The 21,906-nt window shown below is 41.0% G+C and carries 20 protein-coding genes; 9 read left to right on the top strand and 11 right to left on the bottom strand.

The window, feature by feature from the left end:
• The first annotated feature begins 96 nt into the window (after positions 1-96).
• The 6 genes from EZJ28_RS08890 to EZJ28_RS08865 are packed head-to-tail and all read left to right on the top strand — an operon-like array spanning position 97 to position 4,884.
• The gene (locus EZJ28_RS08890; protein WP_131397007.1) at positions 97-546 is read left to right on the top strand and encodes a RimK/LysX family protein; all 450 of its coding nucleotides are present in this window, start codon (positions 97-99) and stop codon (positions 544-546) included.
• Positions 518-1,390, top strand: a complete 873-nt coding sequence (gene rimK / locus EZJ28_RS08885; RefSeq protein WP_131397005.1) for a 30S ribosomal protein S6--L-glutamate ligase — start codon at positions 518-520, stop codon at positions 1,388-1,390. Before EZJ28_RS08890 ends, rimK begins: the two co-directional genes overlap by 29 nt.
• A gap of 3 nt (positions 1,391-1,393) precedes the next feature.
• A complete protein-coding gene (locus tag EZJ28_RS08880; RefSeq protein ID WP_131397002.1) occupies positions 1,394-2,383 on the top strand; it encodes a succinylglutamate desuccinylase/aspartoacylase family protein in 990 nt (329 codons plus the stop codon).
• Entirely contained in the window at positions 2,376-2,945 is a 570-nt protein-coding gene (locus tag EZJ28_RS08875; protein ID WP_131397517.1) for a 5-formyltetrahydrofolate cyclo-ligase, read from the top strand. Before EZJ28_RS08880 ends, EZJ28_RS08875 begins: the two co-directional genes overlap by 8 nt.
• Before the next feature lie 56 nt (positions 2,946-3,001).
• A complete protein-coding gene (locus EZJ28_RS08870) occupies positions 3,002-4,456 on the top strand; it encodes a PAS domain-containing protein (RefSeq protein WP_131397000.1) in 1,455 nt (484 codons plus the stop codon).
• A gap of 11 nt (positions 4,457-4,467) precedes the next feature.
• The gene (locus tag EZJ28_RS08865; RefSeq protein WP_131396997.1) at positions 4,468-4,884 is read left to right on the top strand and encodes a response regulator; all 417 of its coding nucleotides are present in this window, start codon (positions 4,468-4,470) and stop codon (positions 4,882-4,884) included.
• Here EZJ28_RS08865 and EZJ28_RS08860 read toward each other — a convergent pair.
• The 7 genes from EZJ28_RS08860 to gdhA all read right to left on the bottom strand — a co-directional run bounded on the left by EZJ28_RS08860 (position 4,881) and on the right by gdhA (position 14,706).
• The gene (locus EZJ28_RS08860) at positions 4,881-5,501 is read right to left on the bottom strand and encodes a lipoprotein signal peptidase (RefSeq protein ID WP_131396995.1); all 621 of its coding nucleotides are present in this window, start codon (positions 5,499-5,501) and stop codon (positions 4,881-4,883) included. The two genes, EZJ28_RS08865 and EZJ28_RS08860, sit on opposite strands and share 4 nt — an antisense overlap.
• Positions 5,502-5,544: 43 nt before the next feature.
• Complete coding sequence (locus EZJ28_RS08855; protein ID WP_131396993.1) at positions 5,545-6,135, bottom strand: hypothetical protein; 591 nt, start codon at positions 6,133-6,135, stop codon at positions 5,545-5,547.
• Positions 6,136-6,238: 103 nt separating this feature from the next.
• Entirely contained in the window at positions 6,239-6,622 is a 384-nt protein-coding gene (locus tag EZJ28_RS08850) for a TraR/DksA C4-type zinc finger protein (protein WP_131396991.1), read from the bottom strand.
• 3 nt (positions 6,623-6,625) lie between these two features.
• Positions 6,626-10,027, bottom strand: a complete 3,402-nt coding sequence (gene ileS, locus EZJ28_RS08845; RefSeq protein ID WP_131396989.1) for an isoleucine--tRNA ligase — start codon at positions 10,025-10,027, stop codon at positions 6,626-6,628.
• Between the two features lie 139 nt (positions 10,028-10,166).
• Positions 10,167-12,566, bottom strand: a complete 2,400-nt coding sequence (locus EZJ28_RS08840) for a TonB-dependent receptor (RefSeq protein WP_131396987.1) — start codon at positions 12,564-12,566, stop codon at positions 10,167-10,169.
• Positions 12,567-13,286, bottom strand: a complete 720-nt coding sequence (gene recO, locus EZJ28_RS08835) for a DNA repair protein RecO (RefSeq protein WP_131396985.1) — start codon at positions 13,284-13,286, stop codon at positions 12,567-12,569.
• 76 nt (positions 13,287-13,362) lie between these two features.
• Positions 13,363-14,706 carry an NADP-specific glutamate dehydrogenase gene (gene gdhA, locus EZJ28_RS08830; protein ID WP_131396982.1) on the bottom strand — a complete coding sequence of 448 codons (1,344 nt, stop codon included), beginning with the start codon at positions 14,704-14,706 and terminating at the stop codon, positions 13,363-13,365.
• Positions 14,707-14,907: 201 nt separating this feature from the next.
• Here gdhA and EZJ28_RS08825 point away from each other — a divergent pair, with 201 nt between their 5' ends.
• Positions 14,908-15,684 (top strand): glutamate dehydrogenase, encoded by a 777-nt coding sequence (locus tag EZJ28_RS08825; protein ID WP_131396980.1) that lies wholly within the window; start codon positions 14,908-14,910, stop codon positions 15,682-15,684.
• Here EZJ28_RS08825 and pncA read toward each other — a convergent pair.
• Genes pncA through EZJ28_RS08810 form a run of 3 tightly spaced genes read right to left on the bottom strand, consistent with a single transcriptional unit; the run spans position 15,681 to position 18,254 of the window.
• Entirely contained in the window at positions 15,681-16,292 is a 612-nt protein-coding gene (gene pncA / locus EZJ28_RS08820; RefSeq protein WP_131396978.1) for a bifunctional nicotinamidase/pyrazinamidase, read from the bottom strand. The genes EZJ28_RS08825 and pncA overlap by 4 nt on opposite strands.
• A complete protein-coding gene (locus tag EZJ28_RS08815) occupies positions 16,289-17,701 on the bottom strand; it encodes a nicotinate phosphoribosyltransferase (protein WP_131396976.1) in 1,413 nt (470 codons plus the stop codon). The genes pncA and EZJ28_RS08815 overlap by 4 nt, the downstream gene beginning before the upstream one ends.
• A 16-nt stretch (positions 17,702-17,717) precedes the next feature.
• Positions 17,718-18,254, bottom strand: a complete 537-nt coding sequence (locus tag EZJ28_RS08810) for a macro domain-containing protein (protein WP_131396973.1) — start codon at positions 18,252-18,254, stop codon at positions 17,718-17,720.
• A 169-nt stretch (positions 18,255-18,423) separates the two neighbouring features.
• Here EZJ28_RS08810 and EZJ28_RS08805 point away from each other — a divergent pair, with 169 nt between their 5' ends.
• Together EZJ28_RS08805 and EZJ28_RS08800 are read left to right on the top strand one after the other, a co-directional pair.
• Positions 18,424-18,996, top strand: a complete 573-nt coding sequence (locus EZJ28_RS08805; RefSeq protein WP_165499055.1) for a peroxiredoxin — start codon at positions 18,424-18,426, stop codon at positions 18,994-18,996.
• Positions 18,983-19,438, top strand: coding sequence for a hypothetical protein (locus tag EZJ28_RS08800; RefSeq protein WP_131396969.1), 456 nt, complete (start codon positions 18,983-18,985; stop codon positions 19,436-19,438). The genes EZJ28_RS08805 and EZJ28_RS08800 overlap by 14 nt, the downstream gene beginning before the upstream one ends.
• 49 nt (positions 19,439-19,487) lie before the next feature.
• Here the strand turns inward: EZJ28_RS08800 and EZJ28_RS08795 are convergent, their stop codons facing one another.
• On the bottom strand, positions 19,488-21,731 hold the full coding sequence (locus tag EZJ28_RS08795; protein WP_131396967.1) for an inorganic phosphate transporter: 2,244 nt from the start codon (positions 21,729-21,731) through the stop codon (positions 19,488-19,490).
• Positions 21,732-21,906 lie beyond the last annotated feature (175 nt).

Here is a 21,906-nt window from a genome sequence, read left to right as displayed (position 1 = left end):
AAATTAATGATATTGAAAAAGCTTTTGAATAAATGCACAATCTTTGCTTTACTTTGCGTCTACATAACTTTTGAAGGGTTTTTAGTATATTGCATTATGGAGAAGATCGTGATTGGTAGGTTCGACAAAGCAGATTTCCCTGCCTTAAACCTTAACGATATCGCCGTTAAGATCGATACCGGCGCATATACTTCCTCTATTCACTGCGAGAATATCATTGAAAAAGATAACGAAATACATTGTAGCTTCCTCGATGAGGAACATCCTTTGTATGACGGAAAGGAAATCATCTTTGAGGACTATGATATCGTTTTTGTTAGAAGCAGTAATGGTATAATCCAGAAAAGGTACCAGGTACAATCGAACATCCGCCTGTTCGGTAAAACATTCAAGATATCTCTTTCCCTATCAGATCGCCAGGAAATGAGATATCCAGTGCTGATAGGTCGGAAATTTTTAACCAAAAAATTCATTGTGGATACCGAACTCACAGATGTGTCCTATAATCAGAAGGTAAATGAAGATAAGAATTCTGTCAAGAAATAGCAGGTTATATTCCACCAGTAGACTTGTGGAAGCTGCGAAGCAAAGAAATCATGAAGTTGAAGTGATAGATCCCATTAAGTGTGACCTTATTATTGAGAAAAAAAATCCCTGTATATACTATAAAGGTCATTTCCTGGAAGATACCGATGCGGTGATCCCCAGGATCGGAGCCTCCATTACTTTTTATGGAACTGCCGTGGTAAGGCAGTTCGAGATGATGGGAACTTTTACCACTACAGAATCACAGGCACTCGTAAGAAGCCGTGACAAGTTAAGAAGCCTTCAGATCCTGTCCCGGGCAAGATTAGGTCTTCCCAAAACGGTTTTCACCAATTACTCTAAAGATGTAAAAGAAATTATAGAACATGTTGGTGGTGCCCCGGTGATCATAAAACTACTTGAAGGCACACAGGGGCTGGGAGTTGTTCTGGCAGAAACCCAGAATGCAGCCGAATCTGTTATCGAAGCTTTTAACGGTTTACAGGCAAGGGTGATCGTTCAGGAATTCATCAAGGAGGCCGGAGGTGCTGATATTCGTGCCTTTGTTGTAGATGGCCAGGTAGTGGGAGCAATGAAAAGACAGGGAAAAGAAGGGGAATTCCGTTCCAACCTTCACCGTGGAGGAACCGCTTCTGTAATTCAGCTTACCGATGACGAGGAAAATGCGGCGATAAAAGCCGCGAAGGCCATGGCCCTGGGAGTTGCCGGGGTGGATATGCTTCAGAGCAGCCGTGGCCCGCTTATCCTGGAAGTGAACAGCTCACCCGGTCTTGAAGGGATTGAAGAAGCAACCGGGAAAGATATCGCTAAAACCATCATAAGATATATTGAAAGAAACGTGTAGTATATGCCTCGTATAGACAAGAACAATGTTCTTGAGATTTTAGGTGAAAAAGTACTTCCGGGAAAGGGAGCTACCATCAATTTCAATATGGCCAAGCTCTATACTACTACTTCTGTAGAAGTACCCGTTATCATTGAACGTTCAAAAAAACCAGGCCCTGTGGTTTTACTTACCGCGGGAATCCACGGAGATGAGATCAACGGAGTGGAGATCGTAAGACAGATCATTTCCAAGAGTATCAATAAACCGAAAATTGGAACCATCATCTGTATTCCCATCGTCAATATTTTCGGATTTTTAAATATGGCCCGTGAATTTCCGGATGGAAGGGATCTAAACCGTGTGTTTCCGGGAAGCAAACATGGTTCCCTGGCCAGCAGGTTCGCCTATCAGTTCGTAAAGAAGATCCTTCCCATTGCTGATTTTTGCCTTGATTTCCATACCGGGGGAGCGGCGCGTTTCAATGCTCCTCAGATAAGGATTAAAAAAGGAGACGAGCAGAGTATAAAATACGCACGCATCTTTAATGCGCCATTTACCATACATTCCAAGACCATTACTAAATCCTACAGGGAAACCTGTTCCAAGCTTGGTATCCCGGTCCTTTTATTTGAGGGCGGAAAATCTCTCGACAGTAACAAAGAGGTCGCTCAGTACGGCGTGGAAGGTGTGATGAGGATCCTAAGCCATCTTGAAATGCTCAATTCAAAGTTCGAATACCCTGATGTAAAAATGGAAACCGTCCTCATCGAGAACAGCTCCTGGCTTCGGGCAAAATATAGCGGACTTCTTCATGTTAAGGTACCCTGCGGGAAACATGTGGAGAAAGGTGAATACATTGCCACCATTACCGACCCTTATGGAAAATTCAGGCATAAGATCAAATCTAACAGCGAAGGCTATGTGATCAATGTTAATGAATCCCCTATCGTTTATCAGGGAGATGCAATTTTCCATATTTCCATGCAACCAAAAACCGAGCATGATGCATAAGACAGAGATCAGGAAAAAATACAAGCGATTAAGAACCGCGTTAAGCGAAGAGGAAATAGAAAACATGAGCCTGGAGATCGCCAACCGGTCACTGGAATTGCCTGTCTGGGATTACCGGTTCTATCATATATTTTTAAGTATTGCCGAACAAAAGGAAGTCAACACCGAGTTTCTGCTTCATATTCTACAGGGCAAGGACAAGGAAGTAGTGATCCCTAAAACAGATTTTAAAACTGGAAATCTTTTACATTTTTTACTTACAGATCAAACCGTAATAAAGAAAAATCGCTGGAACATTCCGGAGCCGAAACATGGGATTGAGATCTCAAAAGAAAAGCTGGAAGTGGTTTTTATTCCCTTGCTCGCATTCGACACAGAAGGCCACCGTGTAGGTTACGGAAAAGGATTCTATGATAAATTCCTGGCGGGTTGCAGGCCAGACGTTGTTAAAATAGGGCTTTCCTTCTTTGAACCCGTAGAAGAGATAAAAGAAGTATTTAGCAGTGATATCCCTTTAAATTACTGTATCACACCAGATAAGATTTATGAATTTGACCGGTAAATATTTTTTGTAATGATGATAGTATTACGTTATTTTTAACCTGACAAATCACTTTGATGCTTAGCGACCTGCAGTTAAATAGCATTCTGGAAGATTTTGATATCGCCTACTGGAAAATTAACCTATTTTCAAAGGAGATAATCTGGTCTGACCACTTCAACACTTTGGTTGGGAAGCCCGAGATAAGGGAAGATCGCTTTGAATTCTTCATAAACCACATTCTTCATCCCGATTATCGTTACGACTTCAGGATCCATTTTGAACAGCTCATTAAGGAAAATGAAGCCTTCAGTTTTGAGATAAAATTAAAACTGGAGAACGGTAAATACCGCTGGTTCGAATGTAAGAACCTCAAGAGCAAGGGAAATAATTTCCGTGAGACCGCCGTACTCCTTTTTGTAAATATCCACCAAAGCAAAAGGGACCAGTACACTATCGAGGAGAACTTTTTCTATTATCGCGAAACCGCTCAAATGACCTCTACCGGAGGCTGGTACATTGACACGATAAATAAGAATATCTACTGGGACGATGTTTCCAGAAAGATAGTTGACTGCCCAAGGGATTTCCAGCCCGCCTATGAAGACCATATGAAGTTCTATGCCAAGGAACATCATAACCGCATGCGTAATGCCTTTGAAAAATGTGAAAATTATGGTATACCCTTCAAACTGGAACTTAAGATGGTATCTTTTCAAAATCGTGAATTCTGGGTAGGTCTTACGGGAAAACCTGTTTATAACGAGGAACAGGAAGTGATAGGGATCCGGGGGGTGCTTCAGAACATTGATGAAAACAAGAACAATGAACTAAATCTTCAGAACTCACTTGATATCATAGCCACACAGAATTCAAGATTATTCAATTTTGCCCATATAGTATCTCATCATCTGCGATCTCACAGCAGTAATTTAAGCCTTATCGTGGAACTGTTACGTGAATCAAAAACCGATAAGGACAAACTGGATCTTCTGGCCAATGTTGAAGATGTGGCAGGCAACCTTGATTCTGCTATTTCGCGGTTAAATAGTCTCGTTAGTACGCAGACCACTCTCAAGAAGCAAAGGGTATGGATTAAATTTGATGAGGCGCTGGAAGTGGTTCTTGCATCCATTTCGTCACTCATTAATCGAGAAAATGCAAAAATCGTCGCCGAATTTCAGGATTTGAAAGAAATTCGCTATATCCCTGAATATCTTGAAAGTATTTTATTAAATTTAATCACGAATGCAATCCGGTATAGACAACCGGGACGTAAACCAGTTATTTTTATTCAGACCTATGTTGAGAACGACAAGGAGTACCTTGAAGTAAGTGACAATGGTATGGGAATAGACCTGGATGAGTATGGTGATAAGATGTTTGGAATGTATAAATCCTTTCACCATAATAATCAGGAATCAAAAGGAATTGGTTTGTTCATAACAAAAAATCAGGTAGAGGCCCTTGGGGGGACAATATCTGTGAGTAGCACCCTGGATGTGGGAACTACTTTTAAAATACAATTCTAGATCTATTTATTATGGGGCAAAAAGTAGAGCTAGCGTGTATCATAGACGATGATAAGATATACGTGAACTTAGTTAAGAAGATCATCGAAATTAAAAAACTTTCCGAAAATTTACTTATCTACAAGAACGGTAAGGAAGCACTGGACTATTTTAAGGAGATCATGGAGAATGTTACCGATGAGGACAAGCTTCCTGATATTATCTTTCTGGACCTCAACATGCCCGTAATGGACGGATGGGAATTCCTGAACGAGTTTATCAAGATCAAAAATCAGCTTAACAAAAAGATCACTTTATATGTGGTAAGCTCTTCTATAGATCCGCGAGACCTTGAAAGGGCAAGATCTTTCAATCTTGTCACAGATTATCTAATAAAGCCTATAGAATTGAAAAAATTCGAAAAGATATTCGATAAAACGGCCGCCTAATTATTTTTTTTTTCCTCCTGATCCTTTGGAAAAGCCCTCTTATTAAAAAGAAGAAGTATCGCCACTCCAACACTTATTGCTGAATCGGCTATATTGAAGACCGGCTCAAAGAACGTAAAGTACTCCCCGCCCCAGAAAGGTATCCACTCCGGCAAATACCCCTTCCATAACGGAAAATAGAGCATGTCTACTACCTTTCCATGGAATAATGAGCTATACCCTCCTTCAGCAGGCAAGAAGCTCGCTACCTGTCCGTAACTGTCGTTAAAGATGATCCCATAAAAAACAGAATCGATTATATTTCCAAAGGCGCCGGCGAAGATCATCGCTATCGCCACAATAAGGATCCTGGAGCCCGATTTTCTAATCGAATCCCAAAGCCAGTAACCGATGCCTACAATCGCACCCAATCTGAAAAGGGTAAGTGCAAGTTTTCCATACTCACCAGGGATCTTTGTCCCCCACGCCATTCCTTCGTTTTCCACGAAAAGTATGCGGAACCATTCAAATACCCTTATTTCGTCCCCAAGGGCAAAATTGGTTTTTATATAGATCTTGGAAATCTGATCTACAAGAAGGATCAGAATTATTATTATTCCGGCTTTTTTAAGGGACATGAATAGAATTTTGTTGAAAACGGCTCAAAAATACTAATATTATTTAGTTTTTACGCACCATAATATCCCCATCTATACTTGTTAGTTTTAAAGGATTACGGCCGGGTAAAAATTCGGGAACTATAACTTCTCCATTCCGGCTATGAGCCTCTATTAATCCAGTCCCGGTTTCAATAAGAATATCACCGCTATAGGTATTGACCACAGCCTGACCTGAAAAAGACAGGAGTTCACAGTGACCCTGTTTCAAATCGGTATAAAAAGCCTTGTAATTCCCTGTCGCCATCACAGATGCAAGATTAGAGCGTATAACAACCTCCATTCCTTCAGGGATTTCCATTTCAATTTCTAATGAAAATACCTTGTGGGCACTTAATTTATCATACCCTCCGGTAAGGATTTCTGGATAGCGGCTGGTTAGTTCAAACCGGTCAGCCTTTATAGAACTTTCAAGGGTGATATCATTATAATATTCACCTTCTGAACGGGTTTGTATGGAAATTGTGGAAGTAGAGGTAGCCCGCAACTTTATCCTGAATACCTCATCTGTATTGATATGAATTGTATTTATACGGGTCGCATCGATCACCTCCCTGGTCATTCTCTGGGCGGTTCCTCCTAAAGAGATAAACATCAGCAACACAAGTATCCATCTGTTATTCACAATCCTACCTATAAACAGAAAACGCCCAACCTAATTTAATGGCCGGACGTTTTATATATAATGAGATACAGTATTATCGTTGCATGTTCTTGGCCTCAATGCTCAAAGTAGCATGAGGAACAAGAAGAAGTCTTTCTTTTGCAATGAGCTTTCCGGTCACTCTACAAACGCCATACGTCTTATTTTCGATACGCATTAAAGCATTTTTAAGGTCTCTGATGAATTTTTCCTGACGAATAGCCAGTTGAGAATTCGCTTCCTTACTCATAGTTTCACTTCCTTCTTCAAAGGCCTTAAAAGTTGGAGAAGTATCATCGGTACCATTATTACCGTCATTCTTGTAAGCGTTCTTGTAGATCTCCAGCTGTTCCTGTGCTTTTTCGATCTTCTTTTTGATCAGAGCCTTAAACTCCGCCAAATCTGCATCACTGTAACGTTCTTTTACTTCTGTAGACATAGCTTAATGTTTTTTAATAAACAATTTAGTGGCGATATCATCAAATTCAACTTCAGCACCTTCATCTACCACTTCTGCAAATTCGAGTTTCGCAGTTAATGTTTCGTTCTTAATATAGGTTATATTATCATTGACGGCATCCTCGACAATACCATCTTTTTGCAGGGTCACATCAATTGTATCGGTCACCTCATAACCCGAGTCCTTACGAAGGTTCTGTATCCTGTTCACCAGTTCCCTGGCAACACCTTCCTTCCTGAGTTCCGGACTAATACTCACATCCAAGGCTACTGTAAGATTACCACTGCTTGCAACCAACCATCCTTCAATATCCTGTGAAGTTATCTCCACCTCTTCTAGTGACAAATTAACTAATTTTTTGTTAATTTCCACTTCAATAGAGCCTTCCCGCTCAATTTTTGATATTTCTTCAGGACCAAATTTATTTATTTCGCTGATAATCAGCTTTATATCTTTACCAAATCTTGGGCCAAGAACCCGGAAATTAGGTTTTATCTGTTTCTTTAACAGTCCTGAAGCATCATCGATCAGTTCTATTTCCTTAACATTTACTTCAGATTTGATCAGATCCTCAACTGCCTGAACCTCTTTCTTTTGGATCTCGTCAAGTACCGGAATCATTACCCTTTGCAATGGTTGTCTAACTTTGATCATCTCTTTCTTCCTTAAGGAAAGTACAAGAGAGGATATGGTTTGAGCCTTTTCCATTTTCCTTTCAAGGGATTTATCAACAAATCTCGGTTCATAAGCCGGGAAATCAGCAGTATGCACCGATTCTGACCTGTCTTTCCCTGTCGCGGCATTAAGGTCTCTGAACAATCTATCCATATAGAATGGAGCAACGGGCGCACCAAGTTTTGCAACCGTCTCAAGGCAAGTGTACAAAGTCTGATAAGCAGAGATCTTATCCTGCTCATAATCTCCTTTCCAGAAACGTCTCCTGCTTAATCTCACGAACCAGTTACTAAGATTCTCCTGAACAAATTCGGAGATTGCCCTGGTGGCTTTTGTAGGCTCATAATCTGCATAGAACTTATCCACTTTTTCAATAAGGGTGTGCAATTCCGAAAGTATCCATCTGTCTATTTCCGGTCTTTCCTCCAGCGCAACATCTTCTTCAGAGTAAGTGAATTCATCAATATTCGCATAAAGCGTAAAGAAAGAATAAGTATTGTACAGAGTTCCAAAGAATTTTCTCTGTACCTCTCCTATTCCCTCAATATCAAACTTAAGGTTATCCCAGGGGTTTGCGTTGGAGATCATGTACCAACGGGTAGCATCAGGCCCATAGACCGCAAGAGTTTCAAAAGGATCCACCGCATTTCCTAAACGCTTGGACATCTTTTGTCCGTTCTTATCCAGCACGAGTCCATTAGAAACTACATTCTTATAGGCTACATCATCAAAGATCATCGTAGCGATCGCGTGAAGCGTATAGAACCAACCACGCGTTTGATCAACTCCTTCGGCTATAAAGTCAGCTTTACGCCATTTATTCTCAACTTTCTCTTTGTTCTCGAATGGATAGTGCCACTGTGCATAAGGCATGGATCCCGAATCGAACCAAACATCTATAAGGTCTGCCTCACGCTTCATTGGTTTCCCGGAATCGGAAACCAGAGTGATCCCGTCCACCACATTTTTATGAAGATCTACTTTTTCATAGTTCTCTTCACTCATGTCTCCAGGGTCAAAACCTTCAAATATATCCTTATCCATGAAACCGGCATCAACCGCCTTTTTCATCTCCTCTTTTAGCTGAGCTACAGAACCCATTACCTTGACCTCTGTTCCGTCCTCTGTTCTCCAGATTGGTAAAGGAATTCCCCAGTAACGGCTACGGCTCAGGTTCCAGTCATTTGCACTGGCAAGCCAGTTTCCAAAACGACCTTCTCCAGTAGATTTCGGTTTCCAGTTGATTCCCTGATTAAGTTCAAACATTCTGTCTTTAAACTCGGTCACTTTAATGAACCAGGAGTCAAGAGGATAATATAAAATAGGCTTATCTGTTCTCCAGCAGTTTGGATAGCTGTGAACGTATTTTTCAACTTTGAATGCCCTGTTCTCTTCCTTCAGCTTTATAGCAAGCTCTACATCTACAGATTTTTCCGGAGCCTGGCCCTCATCATAATATTCATTCTTCACATACTTGCCAGCATGCTCGCCCATCTCAGGTCTAAACCTTCCCTGAAGATCTACCAGCGGAACAAGATTTCCATTTTCATCTTTAACCAGCATTGGCGGAACCTCTGGTGTGGCCTGCTTGGCTACCAGGGCATCGTCTGCACCAAAGGTTGGCGCGGTATGCACGATCCCGGTACCATCTTCGGTAGTTACGAAATCTCCTGAAATGATCCTGAAAGCATTTTCAGGATTATCGTTAGGCTGCGCATAAGGCAGCAACTGCTCATATTTTACCCCAACGATGTCTGCTCCCTTAAAGCTTTCTCCAATTAGGTAAGGGATCTTTTTATCTCCTTCCGAATAAGAAGCAAGATCTTCTTCAGACTCAGCCTTTCTGAACTTTTTATCGAATTGCTTTTCGGCCAGTTCTTTGGCTACTATTATTGTTATAGGCTCAAAGGTATACTGATTATATGTCTTAACCGTTACATAATCGATCTTTGGCCCAACTGTTAAGGCGGTATTAGAAGGAAGCGTCCATGGAGTTGTGGTCCATGCGATAAAAAATAAATTTACAGCGTCTTTCAGAAAATCAGGAAGTGTTTCTTCCTTAACTTTAAACATTGCGGTAACCGTAGTATCGGTCACATCCTGATAGGTTCCGGGCTGATTCAGTTCGTGAGAACTCAATCCAGTTCCTGCCTTTGGAGAATAAGGTTGAATGGTGTAGCCCTTGTAGATTAGATCCTTTTTGTAGATCTCAGAAAGGAGCCACCATACGGTCTCCATATATTTGGACTTATAGGTGATATAAGGATCGTTCATATCCACCCAGTAACCCATTTTCTGAGTAAGGTCATTCCATACATCGGTATAACGCATCACCGCATTCTTACAGGCTTCGTTATATTTTTCGATGCTGATTTTGTTCCCTATATCCTCCTTGGTGATTCCCAGTTCCTTCTCAACACCCAGCTCTACCGGGAGTCCATGGGTATCCCATCCGGCCTTTCGTTTAACCTGAAATCCTTTCTGGGTTTTATACCTGCAAAAGATATCCTTTATAGCACGAGCCATTACATGATGAATACCAGGCAAACCATTTGCCGAAGGCGGGCCTTCAAAGAACACAAATGGCTCCTTACCATCACGAGTGGTAACACTTTTTTCAAAAATATCATTCTCTTCCCAATAGTTTAGGATTTCCTCTGCCACCTTAGGCAGGTCAAGACCTTTATATTCAGGGAATTTTCTACTCATTTTCTCCATTTTTCAAATGATTTGCGAAAATAATGATTTTTAACCAAAGAAGATATTAATCCACATTAAATTACATATGAATTTATTCTTAGTCTCTAACCTAAAATTCTGGAACTTAACCTCTTCTGTTAAAATAAGCTTAAAAGGTATAGGATAAAGCGATAATAAGATTCCTTCCGGCAGCCGCAATCCCCGATGAATAGGTGCGGTATCGCTGATCTGTAATATTCTCTACTGAAACCGTCGCTAGCCATTGCGAATTCAATTCATACTGTCCGGTAAGATTTAGCGTATACCATGAAGGGGAATAAGGATTACCGTTTTCGTCCAGGGCATACAGGTAAGGCTTGTCCTGTTCTCCCGGCGCCAGCTCGTCAAAGTCGAATTGACCGTTATATTCTGCAAAAAGATCCAGTTTTAATCTTCTTTTATTCCAAATAAGATGTGTGTTTCCAAACATGGGAGCGGCATGTCTTAAAGGGACATAATCTCCTCCTTCATTTTCCTTTCCTTCGGTATAGCTGAACTGGGATTTCAACCTGAACGCTACTGAAAAATCTACTTCCAGTCCTGCTTCCAATCCATACACATAAGCATGTGCCGCATTCTGAATGGCCTGTACCCGGCTTGGTTCGCCCTGATAATCGATTTCGGTGACCCCGTTAAGATCAAAATCCCTGCGAACCATCGCGTTATCCAGATAAGTATAATACCCTGTTAGATCCAGCCTTATATTATCAGAAAGATTAAGATCGGCACCCAATTCAGCATTATACGCATATTCAGATTTGAGATCCGGATTTGGCACTACAACCGATCCCGGCTCCGAATCGAAGATCTTCCCTATGTCATCAATATTAGGAGCGCGAAAAGCTGTCGATAGTCCCAGTCGCCACCCTACAAAATCGTTCTGTCTCCAGTTAATCCCAAGACTTCCGGTAAGTGCACCCGTACTTATATCTGCTTCTTCAAAAGGGAAATCATAAAAACGATCTTCAAAAGTGGCATCTACCAAAATGTGGTTATACCTGATCCCTGTTTGAAGTGAGAGCTCCTCCAGTATCTTCCACTGGTAACTGGAATACACCGCCATAGACTGCCAATGGGAACCATCAGGATACCTACTGGCCGTCTCCCCGATCTCCTTCGTTTCAATATTCCTGAAGCTTCCATTTGAATCTATATTATTAAGCACATATTCAAATCCGTAAAAAAATTTACTTTCAAAAAACACCTTTTCAAAGTCCAGATTTGCAGAATATGCGTCCACATTTTCTTCAGTCGTAAAAAGTATTGGCTTCCCAAAATCCCTGTCGTTCCTGCTCTCGGCAAAGAACTGATAAGCCCCGGTGAACTGAACCTTATCATAAAATTCAGAATCACTTCTATGGTTTATGTTCAGACTCCCAAGAAACCAGGTCTGAGGCCCATAATACCATTCTGCAGATCTCAACACTCCATCCCTTTTCCGGTAGAGCCTGTCAAATCTTGGAAAGTCTGATGTATTGGAATATACCAGCCCAAGGTTAAAATCCCAGTCTTTAGCGGGCATATATTTGATCTTCTGCAACAGGTTAAGCTGATGATAACCTGTTGGTTTCTGAACCAGCGGATCTTCATTTTCCACCATCACATCTTCACCATCCCGGCGCACTGCGTAATCGGGTCTTAAGTAATCATCGGGACCATGCTCCCCCATCCTAAGATCTCCAAAATCTGAATAGGTAACCCCTGTTCTGAAGGCCCAGTTTTCCCGACCTACATTAACATCTGCATGAACCGTATTTTCGTTATTCGCTGTGGCAAATCTCGTATATATATTTCCGGAGTAGGAAGTACCTTCATTAAAACTGAATTTTGGCTTAAGAGTATAAAAATTCATCACTCCTCCAATCGCATCACTCCCATATACTACAGAACCGGGACCTAAAATCACTTCTGTACTTTCAACCATCATGGGATCTATGGAAATAACATTCTGAAGATTGCCACTTCGGAAAATGGCAGAGTTCATTCGCACCCCATCCACGGTAAGCAATAAGCGATTAGTAGCAAATCCACGGATCATGGGACTACCTCCGCCTAACTGACTTTTCTGAACATAAACCTGCCCGGTACTTTCCAGAAGGTCGGCCGAGGTTTGCGGGCTGGCAAGCTGAACTTCTTCCGGTGTAATGCTCACGATCTTCTGCGGGATCTCATCCTTATTAAGCTTGAACCTGGCCACAGATATAGTTACCTGTTCAAGCTGATTATCAGTAGGTTCCAGAAAAACAGTATTATCATTCGCTAAGATTTCCCTTTTTCTCCTGTAGGTTTCCACATAAAAAACCGACTTGAAAATAATCACTTCGGTATCGGTAAATTTGGAAATATGGGCTTTCCCATGAATATTAGTTACGGCAGACTTAGACTTATCGGTATTAAAAATAGCCACATTAACAAGAGGCTCACCTGTAACTTTATCCACCACTGTAATTTCCTGCGCATACAGAGTTGAAAAAGTAAATAAAAAGAGAACTAGTAAATTAAATTTCATTTAACCGAATATTTCCTTGAGTACACTTAAAGATTTGGGCTTATGAAAACCTTCAATATGCAATTCGTAATACAGAAGTAACATATTGAGAAATTCATTTCGGGTCGCCTTATTCATTTTTATGTGCTCCAAGGCATCAAAATCAATGCCTAAAAGCTTTTTAAGAACGTCTACATTCTTCCCCTCTATACAATAATCATTGATAGGAATTTCCTGAAAAACTCCCTCCAGTAAATTGAAAACCGGAAAATCGTTCTTTTCCTGTTCCGGCTGAAAACCCAGATATTTTGTAAGATTAAGCAAAAAAACCAGATGAAAATTAGCAATCCTTTCAGTGGTATCCAGAAATTCAAAACTGTATTCCAGGTAGTTAAACAGAGCCGGATTTCCTTCCTCTTCCCTGATCGTGTTCTTGAGCATTTCGGCCAGAAATATGGCCATGGTCATTTTTACCGGATGGGTATAAATACTCATGTAATTATTGGCAACCTTAGCATCCTTCAGATATTCCATCCTGTCTGCTCCTCGATGGTTGGCAATGATCTCCAGCCTGGTAAGACTCTGGAACATTGAGGCCCTGAATTTTCCCTTTTTTGATTTAAGCACATTCTTCAGCATATAGGTTTTAAGGCCATCAGATAAGGTGTAGGCCTTTACAATAAGATCGGCCTCACCATATTTAAGGGCGCTAATCACAATAGCCTGGGTATGAGTGAGCATTCAGGGAAATTTGGGGTGAATTTATAAAAAAAGCCGCTTTTTAAAGCGGCTTCGGTTATTTTTAAAAAAAGGAGATTTAAACAACACCCTGTGCAAGCATTGCATCGGCTACCTTCACGAAACCGGCAATATTTGCTCCTTTAACATAGTCTATATATCCATCTTCCCTTGTACCATACTCAACACATTTCTCATGAATGTCGTTCATGATCTCGTGTAACTTTTTGTCCACATCCTCAGCGGTCCAGCTATATCTCATGGAGTTTTGTGACATTTCCAATCCTGAAGTGGCTACACCACCAGCGTTAGAAGCCTTTCCTGGTGAGAAAAGGATTTTCTCCTTCTGGAAAATCTCAATGGCTTCAGGTGTACAAGGCATATTAGCACCTTCTCCAACGCATATACATCCATTCTTTACAAGGGTCTTCGCGTCTTCTTCATACAGTTCGTTCTGAGTAGCACAAGGTAATGCGATATCACATTTAATACCCCATGGCGTTTCCCCCTCATGATATTTGGCAGAAGAGTATTCGTCCAGGTATTCCTTGATCCTACCTCGTTTTACATTCTTCAGCTCCATGATGAACTGAAGTTTTTCATTGTCAATTCCCTCTTCATCGTAAATGAATCCACTGGAATCAGACATGGTCACTACTTTAGCTCCAAGCTGTATAGCCTTTTCGGCCGCATACTGAGCTACGTTTCCGGAACCGGAGATCACCACTGTTTTACCTTCCAGATTTTCACCTCTGGTCTTTAACATATTCTGAGTGAAATAAACATTTCCGTAACCGGTGGCCTCAGGTCTAATTAAAGAACCTCCGTACGAAAGCCCTTTCCCGGTCAAAATACCGGTGAACTCGTTCTGTATTCTCTTATACTGTCCAAATAAATAACCGATCTCGCGACCGCCTACTCCAATATCTCCCGCAGGAACATCGCAGTCGGCACCGATATGACGATTAAGCTCGGTCATAAAGCTTTGACAGAATTTCATCACTTCATTATCAGACTTCCCTTTAGGGTCGAAATCTGAACCTCCTTTTCCACCACCCATAGGCAGTGTGGTAAGGCTATTCTTAAATACCTGCTCAAAAGCAAGAAACTTAAGGATACTTAAGTTCACTGAAGGATGAAAACGCAATCCACCCTTATAAGGACCAATAGCTGAATTCATCTGAATACGAAATCCGCGGTTAACCTGCACATTACCTTCGTCATCCAACCAAGGCACTCTAAACATCACCACTCTTTCAGGCTCTACCATTCGCTCCAGAAGCATTTTGTTCTGGTATTTTTTATTTTTTTCTATAAAAGGGATTACTGTTTCGGCAACTTCATGAACCGCTTGCATAAATTCGGGTTCATTTTGGTTTCTGGCTGATACTTTATCCAGAAATTCTTTAATGTTTTTTTCCATAATGACTGGCGCTGTTATTAAATTATAAAAATCACGTCCAATTCGCATAGCAAATATAAATATTCTTTAATGATTAGCGGATTCATTTTTCTATTTGATATAAAATTAACTTTTGTATTTAGAGGTCCTGCTTATACCAATTACATTTAATTTTTCGTTAAGGTATTTTGTTATATTTGCTATCACGCCAAGCCTGATCTCATGATTAAATCCCGAACAATCTTATTCTTTGGTTTGTTTCTCACGCTTTGGTCGGGGAAGGTTTTTGGCCAGTTGAGGATCTCTCACGAAATAGGTGTTCTTACGGGTCCGGCAGGCTTCTTTACCGATTATGGCGAGCGCTGGAACATTCGTAACAACCTGGAAAACGAAGGTTTTGGGGTGGGGCTCGTACATTATATGAACTTCGCTTTTAAACCTGAATGTAGTTGCAGGCCCACGAAACTTTTCTTTACCAAACATTTCAGGATAAGAAGCGAGATAGATTATATGCGCTCCAAACTTGATCACTTTGGTCCGGTCGCACAGGGAGGTGGCGAAAGCGGAAGGCTACTCAGCGCCATGCACGGTAGAACTCAGCTTTTCCAGGGTGGATTGGCGCTGGAGTATCATTTATTCGGAATAAAGGAAGCCCGTGACTTCGCTGTACTGTTTGCGCCGTATATAAGTCTTGGCCTGCATTATGTCTATTACGACCCTCATGCCTATTCAGATCTGGGTCCCCTGGATAGCCCCAAGGTTTTATTTCCAACTTTTGAAGATGGCATATTTCTGGAAGGCGGTCATACATTCGCCATCGTGGGAAGTGGTGGAGTGAGATACAGGCTTGGGAGATATAATGACCTGATGGTGGAAGCAAGGGCCCATTATTATGATACCGATCGCCTTGACGGGCTTGATGTACAGGGTCCCCAGAACAAATTCAATGATTTTGTACTATGGGTAACTGTTGGCTATGTTTACTACCTGAATTTCTAAAATTCCAAGTCCGCCGATCTTATCACTTTTCCTCCCTTTCTTAAAATATCGATCCTGGCTTTTTCAAATTCTTCCTGGTTTAAGGCTCTGGTAGCATCTTCTATCAGCCAACAATCAAAACCTTCATTAAGCGCATCCTTAATAGAGAAATAAACACAATAATCTGCAGCGAGCCCGGCGAAATAGAGTTCTGATGCTCCCTTTTCCCTTAGGTATCCGGCCAGTCCGGTAGATTTTAAATGGGCATTATCATAAAAGCCGCTGTAACTATCTATTTTCGGGTCTGTTCCCTTCCTGAAAATAGCTTCTATACGGGAGGTTTTCAGATCAGGGTGAAACATGGCTCCTTCAGTATTTTGCACACAATGATCTGGCCATAGCACCTGGTCCAGGCCATCCAGCTTTATAACCGCAAACTCCTTCCCGGCTTCATGACTGGAAGCAAAGCTTGCATGGCCTGCAGGATGCCAGTCCTGAGTAGCAATAACGAGATCAAATTCTGACTGAAGCTCATTTATCAAAGCAACGATTTCATCCCCCTCCGGAACGGCTAAAGCCCCTCCGGGCATAAAATCGTTCTGTACATCAATTAAAATAAGTGTTTTCATTTAGATGATTTTTTATAGGAGCTAATCAGTTTTTCCCTTTCTTCCCTAAGTTTCGTACTTATCCCTATCTTATAAATATGCGGATTATTAAATCGCTTATATTCTATGGGTAGTTCAGCTAAACGTCTTAAACTATAATCGGCGATCTCATCCAGTGGTCTTTTTTCGATCAAAACCTTTCCGTTTTCCATCACTTTCTTTAGCAAGGCTTCCTGCTCGAATTCTGAAAGTTTCATGGATTTATAGGGTTCAAAAGGATGAAACATCTCTTCCACTCGTTCCTGATCCCGCAGTGCAACGGCATCAGCCCCAATACATTTTCCTTTTTTATCCTTGATCCTGAAAACCTGCTTTTTATGTGGAAGCGTTACCTTCACGATACTTTCCGAAATCTTAATACGTGGTTTTCCATTAGACCATGAAAGTTTATATACCCCATCCAGAGCACCATCAGGATCGCCGGTTACCAGATTTGTTCCTACCCCAAAAACATCAATGGGAGCCTGTTGCTCCAGCAGACTTTTAATCACATTTTCGTCGAGCTGATTGGAGGCTGCGATCTTTACATATTCCAATCCAGCTTCATCCAGCATCTTCCGGCTCTGCTTGGCAAAATAGGATAAATCACCACTATCAAGTCTTATGCCCAGCAATTTATGCCCACGGGATTCCATTTCCCTGGCTACTTTTATCGCATTTGGAAGTCCACTTTTAAGAGTATTATAAGTATCCACCAACAAGACACAATCTTTTGGACGGCCCTCGGCAAAATCCCTGAAAGCTTCCAGCTCATCATCATAACTCTGAATAAAGGAATGTGCCATGGTTCCGGAAGCAGGGATCCCAAATTCTCTAGCAGCCAATACATTACTGGTGCCGTCAAATCCTCCTACCATTGCAGCCCTGGTTGCAAAGTAACCTCCTGTAGCCTGTGCTCTTCGCAGTCCGAAATCCAGAAGTTTGGCGTCTCCAGCCACCAGCCTTATTCTACTCGCCTTGGTAGCGATAAGTGTCTGGAAATTCAGAAGATTCAAAAGCATGGTTTCAATGATCTGGGCCTCGATGATATTAGCTTCTACCTGAAGTATGGGTCTTGTAGGAAACACCACATCTCCTTCAGTACATGAAAAGATATTTCCCCGAAACTTAAAGTTCCTGAGATACTGAAGAAAGTCATCCTTAAATCCCTGTTTTTTCAGATAATCAAGGTCATCCCCACTGAAACTAAGATTTGAAACCACCTCAAGAAGGTTTTCGAGTCCCGCGAATATGGCATAACCACCATCGAAGGGTAATTTCCGAAAGAAATAATCGAAAACAGCGTCGTGTTCCTTATGACCTTTTTCAAAATATACCTGCGCCATTGCAAGTTGATACTGATCTGTATAAGTAGCAGTGAATTTTTCCATTAAAAGGTAAGATTTATTAGTCGGGAGCGATCTCTCTCAGTTTTGATTCATAAAGCTGAAGGTCTTTATCGCCGAATACCACAAATTTAATCTTTTTCAAATGCTTTAACCCAGGTAACTCAGATAAGACCGTATCAAAGACCACTTTTACCGCTTCCCCTTTGGGATATCCGAATATCCCTGTGGAAATACCAGGAAATCCGATAGATTCAAGCGATTTTTCCTCAGCCAGTTTTAGGCAATTCCTGTAACACGAAGCCAGCAGCTCATCTTCGGGCTTATCCTCTCCGTAAACCGGACCCAGACAATGAATAACATAATTATTAGGCAGACCATAGGCTCCTGTAATTACCGCCTCTCCCGGAGCAATTGGTGCCAGTGGCTTACATTCCTTATAGAGATCCGGGCCGGCTTTGCTATGGATCGCTCCCGCCACCCCTCCTCCGGGTGCTAGTTCCGCATTCGCAGCATTTACCACAGCCTCTACGTCCCGCTGAGCGGCAATATCTCCTTTTTGTACTTCCAGTGTAATGTTTTGAAGCAAGGTTCTCATAGCGTATGATTTTAATAAGTCTATAAAATATAGCCAAAATCCGGTTAAAAGCCTTGAGTTAAACTTATTTTAACCAATTGCTTCCCTGTTGCAGAATTAAGCATTAAATTTATAAATTGCTGTATATCAGTTTTTTAATTATTATAGAAACAATTTAAAAATGCGGGTTATGGAAAAAATTAGAAAATCGAAGAAGTCATATTTTCAATCATTCATCTTCTTTTTTATCGTTTCTTTCATGAGCATACCGGTTCTGGCGCAAGAAGAAGACAATCTTACGACCGAAAGGAAAGCACCTGAATTTACACTGCAAAGTCTGGAAGGTGAAACTATAAGCCTTAGTGATTATAAAGGAAAGAACCTGGTTCTGCATATCGCGACCACCTGGTGTCCCTTCTGCAATGCAGAAGCACCTCATCTTGAAAAGCTATATCAGGATTATAAGGATAAGAATGTAGAAGTTTTAATAATTGACGTTAAAGAACCTAAGGATCTTGTTAAGAGCCAGCTTAAGGAAAAGCATGCTCTAAGCTTCCCCATTCTCCTGGATCCCGACGGGAAGGTCGCAGCCAGTTTCGCTCCTAAAGATGTGCTTCCTGACCTATCCCGGGATGAAGTAATGCTGGCTTCCAATCTTATCATTGATAAGGAAGGGAAGATCAGGTTCATGTCCCTTCTTGATTCAAAGAATTTTGATGCAGAACTGGTTGAACTTAAAAAGCGACTTGATGAACTGCTTTAGACCTCTTTTATTAATCTTAATATTCTCCTTTCTTCCAGTTCAGGATGAGTTTGTGATCTTTCAGGCTGAAGATACAGGAGTAAAAACCGGTAATAATCAGTATGAAATAAGTCTTCCCTTCAAAATACTGGATGGATATTATATTCAGGCAGAAAAAGGAGTGCCTGAAAATATAATTCCTACACAGGTAACCTTTCAGAAAAATAAACTCTATGAAATAACAGGATATGAAATTCTTCCTCTGGAAGAAAAAAGCATTTTTCTGGACACTATTGAGCATAAAGTTTGGAGCAATGACTTTAGGATCAGGGTGCTCATTAAAGTAAATGATAAAAGCCGGTCTTTAACTAAACAACTCACAGGAGAAGTAGTTTATCAAGCCTGCAATAACAAACAATGCTTTTATCCCAGAAACTTAAATTTTGAAATAGATTTCATTTAAATTAAAAAAGACCGCTCATCGCGGCCTTTTTAAGTATATAGTTTAAAATCTATTTCTTTTTAAAGCTGGTATTGTACTCTTCCATCAGCTTCATTATACTGTTCACCAGATCCTTGGTTTCCAGCAATAAGCTAAAATAGAGAGTAGTGTTCTTCGGACTTGACTCCTCGGTACGAGTCCTGGACACCTGCTTATCAATTTTGTCTGAAAGCAATGCCATAGTCTGTTCCTTATGCGCCATAATTATATCTATCCTGTCAAACTTACGAGCATTAAATACCTCTTCAATTTCCTTAAGTAGTTTCGCCAGGTTATCGTCCACCTCTTTCAGATCGTTTATCTGACTATATCTTAAGGGTTTATGATTGTTGTTGACATGTTTGTAGCTTTTCTTGGATATAAATTCGAGACTCTGTGCTATATCGGTAAGATATCCCAGTATCGTTATATAAAAACTACTTCCCCTAACACTTTTTTCATCCAGCCTTTTAATGAAGAAGAAAATATGATCTCTTAATTCCTCAATTTCAGCATCTAATTTTTCCACTCCTTTCTTGCTCTTCTTAAGCTGCTTCTTCTCTTGCAGTGCCAAGCCCTGAAGTACATCTGTATAAATCTTGTTCGTTCTGGTTATCACATTGGAAATATTATTGGCACTTTCGGCAATGATCCCCTGCACAGTACTGCTTTCAGACTTTTGCAGTCCTGAGGTGCTGGTTTTAGCCTCCTGTTTCTTTTTATGAGAAAGATAGTTTCTTACCAGCAATCCGATCGCTACAAGAAGTAAAATGGCAATAGCAGTTCCTCTACCAAGGAAAATGATATATGTTAGGATACCGGCTGCAGCAAAGGCACTAAAGGCCGTAAAGAACCATCCTCCGATCACATTAAGAACCCCGGCTACCCTGTAAACCGCACTTTCACGTCCCCAGGCCCTGTCGGCTAATGAAGTTCCCATCGCCACCATAAAAGTTACATAGGTGGTAGAAAGAGGTAATTTGTATGAAGTAGCGATAGAAATTAAGACTCCGGCAACCGTTAGGTTGATAGACGCCCTAATCATATCAAACGCAGGCTTGTCTTCATAATTAATATATGAATCGTCTTCTTCGGGTTTGGAGAAGCTTCTGCTCATCTTTCTCTGAGCCCTCACTGGAATGATCGTTTTTATTGCTGAAAAAAGTTTGGTGCTACCCTTAACCACACTTCTTGATAGAATATTAGGATCGAATTTTTCAGATCCATAGCCCTGTCTGGAAAGACCAATCTCTGTTTCGGCAACGCTCCTTGCCTTTTTAGAAAGCCACAAGGTAACCACCATGATACCACCCGCGATAAACAGAAGATACGGTTGTGCAGGCACCTTGCTCTGAAGAACTTCCATTGAGAAAGTCGTGGCAGCCTCCCCTGAAGCCGACCAGGCCAGGAATGAATGGTACGCGGCCATTGGCACCCCGATAAAGTTTACAAGGTCGTTACCTGAAAAAGCAAGAGCCAGACCAAAAGTACCTATGGCTATTACAACCGGCAGTACACTCTTTTTAGTCATTTTGGTATAGGCAAACGAAAACAGGGTCCAGAACACATAACTAATTATTATGATAAGCACAGCCTGACTTTCAAGCACATCTTTAAAATCCCCGTAATAAGGAGTCCCTTTAAGACCTTTGAATACTATAAAATAGCCAATAGCGGTCAAACAAAAACCTCCGAAGAAAGCTCCAAAATTCTTTATCTTTTTTTCATATTCAAAGGTGAATATAAGTCGGGAGAGCCACTGGATAATAGCTCCCACAGTAAACGCGATGAAAACAGAAAGAAATATCCCACTAATAATCTGCGTAGCCTTTTCAGTATTTATATAGTTCAGCACGTCTCCAAAAACCTCGGTATCGTTCATACTGATCTTGATGAGTGCCATCACAACAGCAGCACCTAGAAGCTCAAAGACGATTGAAACCGTGGTAGACGTAGGCATCCCCAAGGTATTAAAGAAGTCGAGCAGGAGTATATCGGTGATCATGACCGCCATAAAAATGATCATGATCTCATCAAAATAGAACTCTCCCGGCATGAATATACCTTTCCTGGCTACCTCCATCATTCCACTGGAGAAAACCGCTCCTATAAATATCCCCAAACTGGCGACAATCATGATGGTCTTAAATGAAATTGCCTTTGAACCAATGGCAGAATTCAGGAAGTTTACAGCATCGTTGCTAACCCCAACCACAAGGTCGGCAATTGCAAGAACGACCAATGCCACTAACATTAATAGATAGATATTTTCCATTATTTTAATTTAAATTTTAAGGCCAGTATTTTATATTATCGCAAACACCTGGTACCGAAAATGTTATTCTTTTTAAAAAACAATATCGAGTCCTAAACGGAAAAATCATTGATACTTATTCCGTTTTTGGCGGTGCAAAGAAACAAAACAAATGTTAACTGAATGTTTCCAAACG

It is taken from the genome of Gramella sp. KN1008 (genome assembly GCF_004332155.1).
In the GTDB taxonomy this organism is placed as follows: Bacteria; Bacteroidota; Bacteroidia; order Flavobacteriales; family Flavobacteriaceae; genus Christiangramia.
This window is presented reverse-complemented; position numbering and strand designations above follow the sequence as displayed.

Coding starts and splice junctions, on each gene's coding strand:
- EZJ28_RS08890 (WP_131397007.1), top strand. CDS start 97: ATGGAGAAGATCGTGATTGGTAGGTTCGACAAAGCAGATTTCCCTGCC.
- rimK (WP_131397005.1), top strand. CDS start 518: ATGAAGATAAGAATTCTGTCAAGAAATAGCAGGTTATATTCCACCAGT.
- EZJ28_RS08880 (WP_131397002.1), top strand. CDS start 1,394: ATGCCTCGTATAGACAAGAACAATGTTCTTGAGATTTTAGGTGAAAAA.
- EZJ28_RS08875 (WP_131397517.1), top strand. CDS start 2,376: ATGCATAAGACAGAGATCAGGAAAAAATACAAGCGATTAAGAACCGCG.
- EZJ28_RS08870 (WP_131397000.1), top strand. CDS start 3,002: ATGCTTAGCGACCTGCAGTTAAATAGCATTCTGGAAGATTTTGATATC.
- EZJ28_RS08865 (WP_131396997.1), top strand. CDS start 4,468: ATGGGGCAAAAAGTAGAGCTAGCGTGTATCATAGACGATGATAAGATA.
- EZJ28_RS08860 (WP_131396995.1), bottom strand. CDS start 5,501: ATGTCCCTTAAAAAAGCCGGAATAATAATAATTCTGATCCTTCTTGTA.
- EZJ28_RS08855 (WP_131396993.1), bottom strand. CDS start 6,135: ATGTTTATCTCTTTAGGAGGAACCGCCCAGAGAATGACCAGGGAGGTG.
- EZJ28_RS08850 (WP_131396991.1), bottom strand. CDS start 6,622: ATGTCTACAGAAGTAAAAGAACGTTACAGTGATGCAGATTTGGCGGAG.
- ileS (WP_131396989.1), bottom strand. CDS start 10,027: ATGAGTAGAAAATTCCCTGAATATAAAGGTCTTGACCTGCCTAAGGTG.
- EZJ28_RS08840 (WP_131396987.1), bottom strand. CDS start 12,566: ATGAAATTTAATTTACTAGTTCTCTTTTTATTTACTTTTTCAACTCTG.
- recO (WP_131396985.1), bottom strand. CDS start 13,286: ATGCTCACTCATACCCAGGCTATTGTGATTAGCGCCCTTAAATATGGT.
- gdhA (WP_131396982.1), bottom strand. CDS start 14,706: ATGGAAAAAAACATTAAAGAATTTCTGGATAAAGTATCAGCCAGAAAC.
- EZJ28_RS08825 (WP_131396980.1), top strand. CDS start 14,908: ATGATTAAATCCCGAACAATCTTATTCTTTGGTTTGTTTCTCACGCTT.
- pncA (WP_131396978.1), bottom strand. CDS start 16,292: ATGAAAACACTTATTTTAATTGATGTACAGAACGATTTTATGCCCGGA.
- EZJ28_RS08815 (WP_131396976.1), bottom strand. CDS start 17,701: ATGGAAAAATTCACTGCTACTTATACAGATCAGTATCAACTTGCAATG.
- EZJ28_RS08810 (WP_131396973.1), bottom strand. CDS start 18,254: ATGAGAACCTTGCTTCAAAACATTACACTGGAAGTACAAAAAGGAGAT.
- EZJ28_RS08805 (WP_165499055.1), top strand. CDS start 18,424: ATGGAAAAAATTAGAAAATCGAAGAAGTCATATTTTCAATCATTCATC.
- EZJ28_RS08800 (WP_131396969.1), top strand. CDS start 18,983: ATGAACTGCTTTAGACCTCTTTTATTAATCTTAATATTCTCCTTTCTT.
- EZJ28_RS08795 (WP_131396967.1), bottom strand. CDS start 21,731: ATGGAAAATATCTATCTATTAATGTTAGTGGCATTGGTCGTTCTTGCA.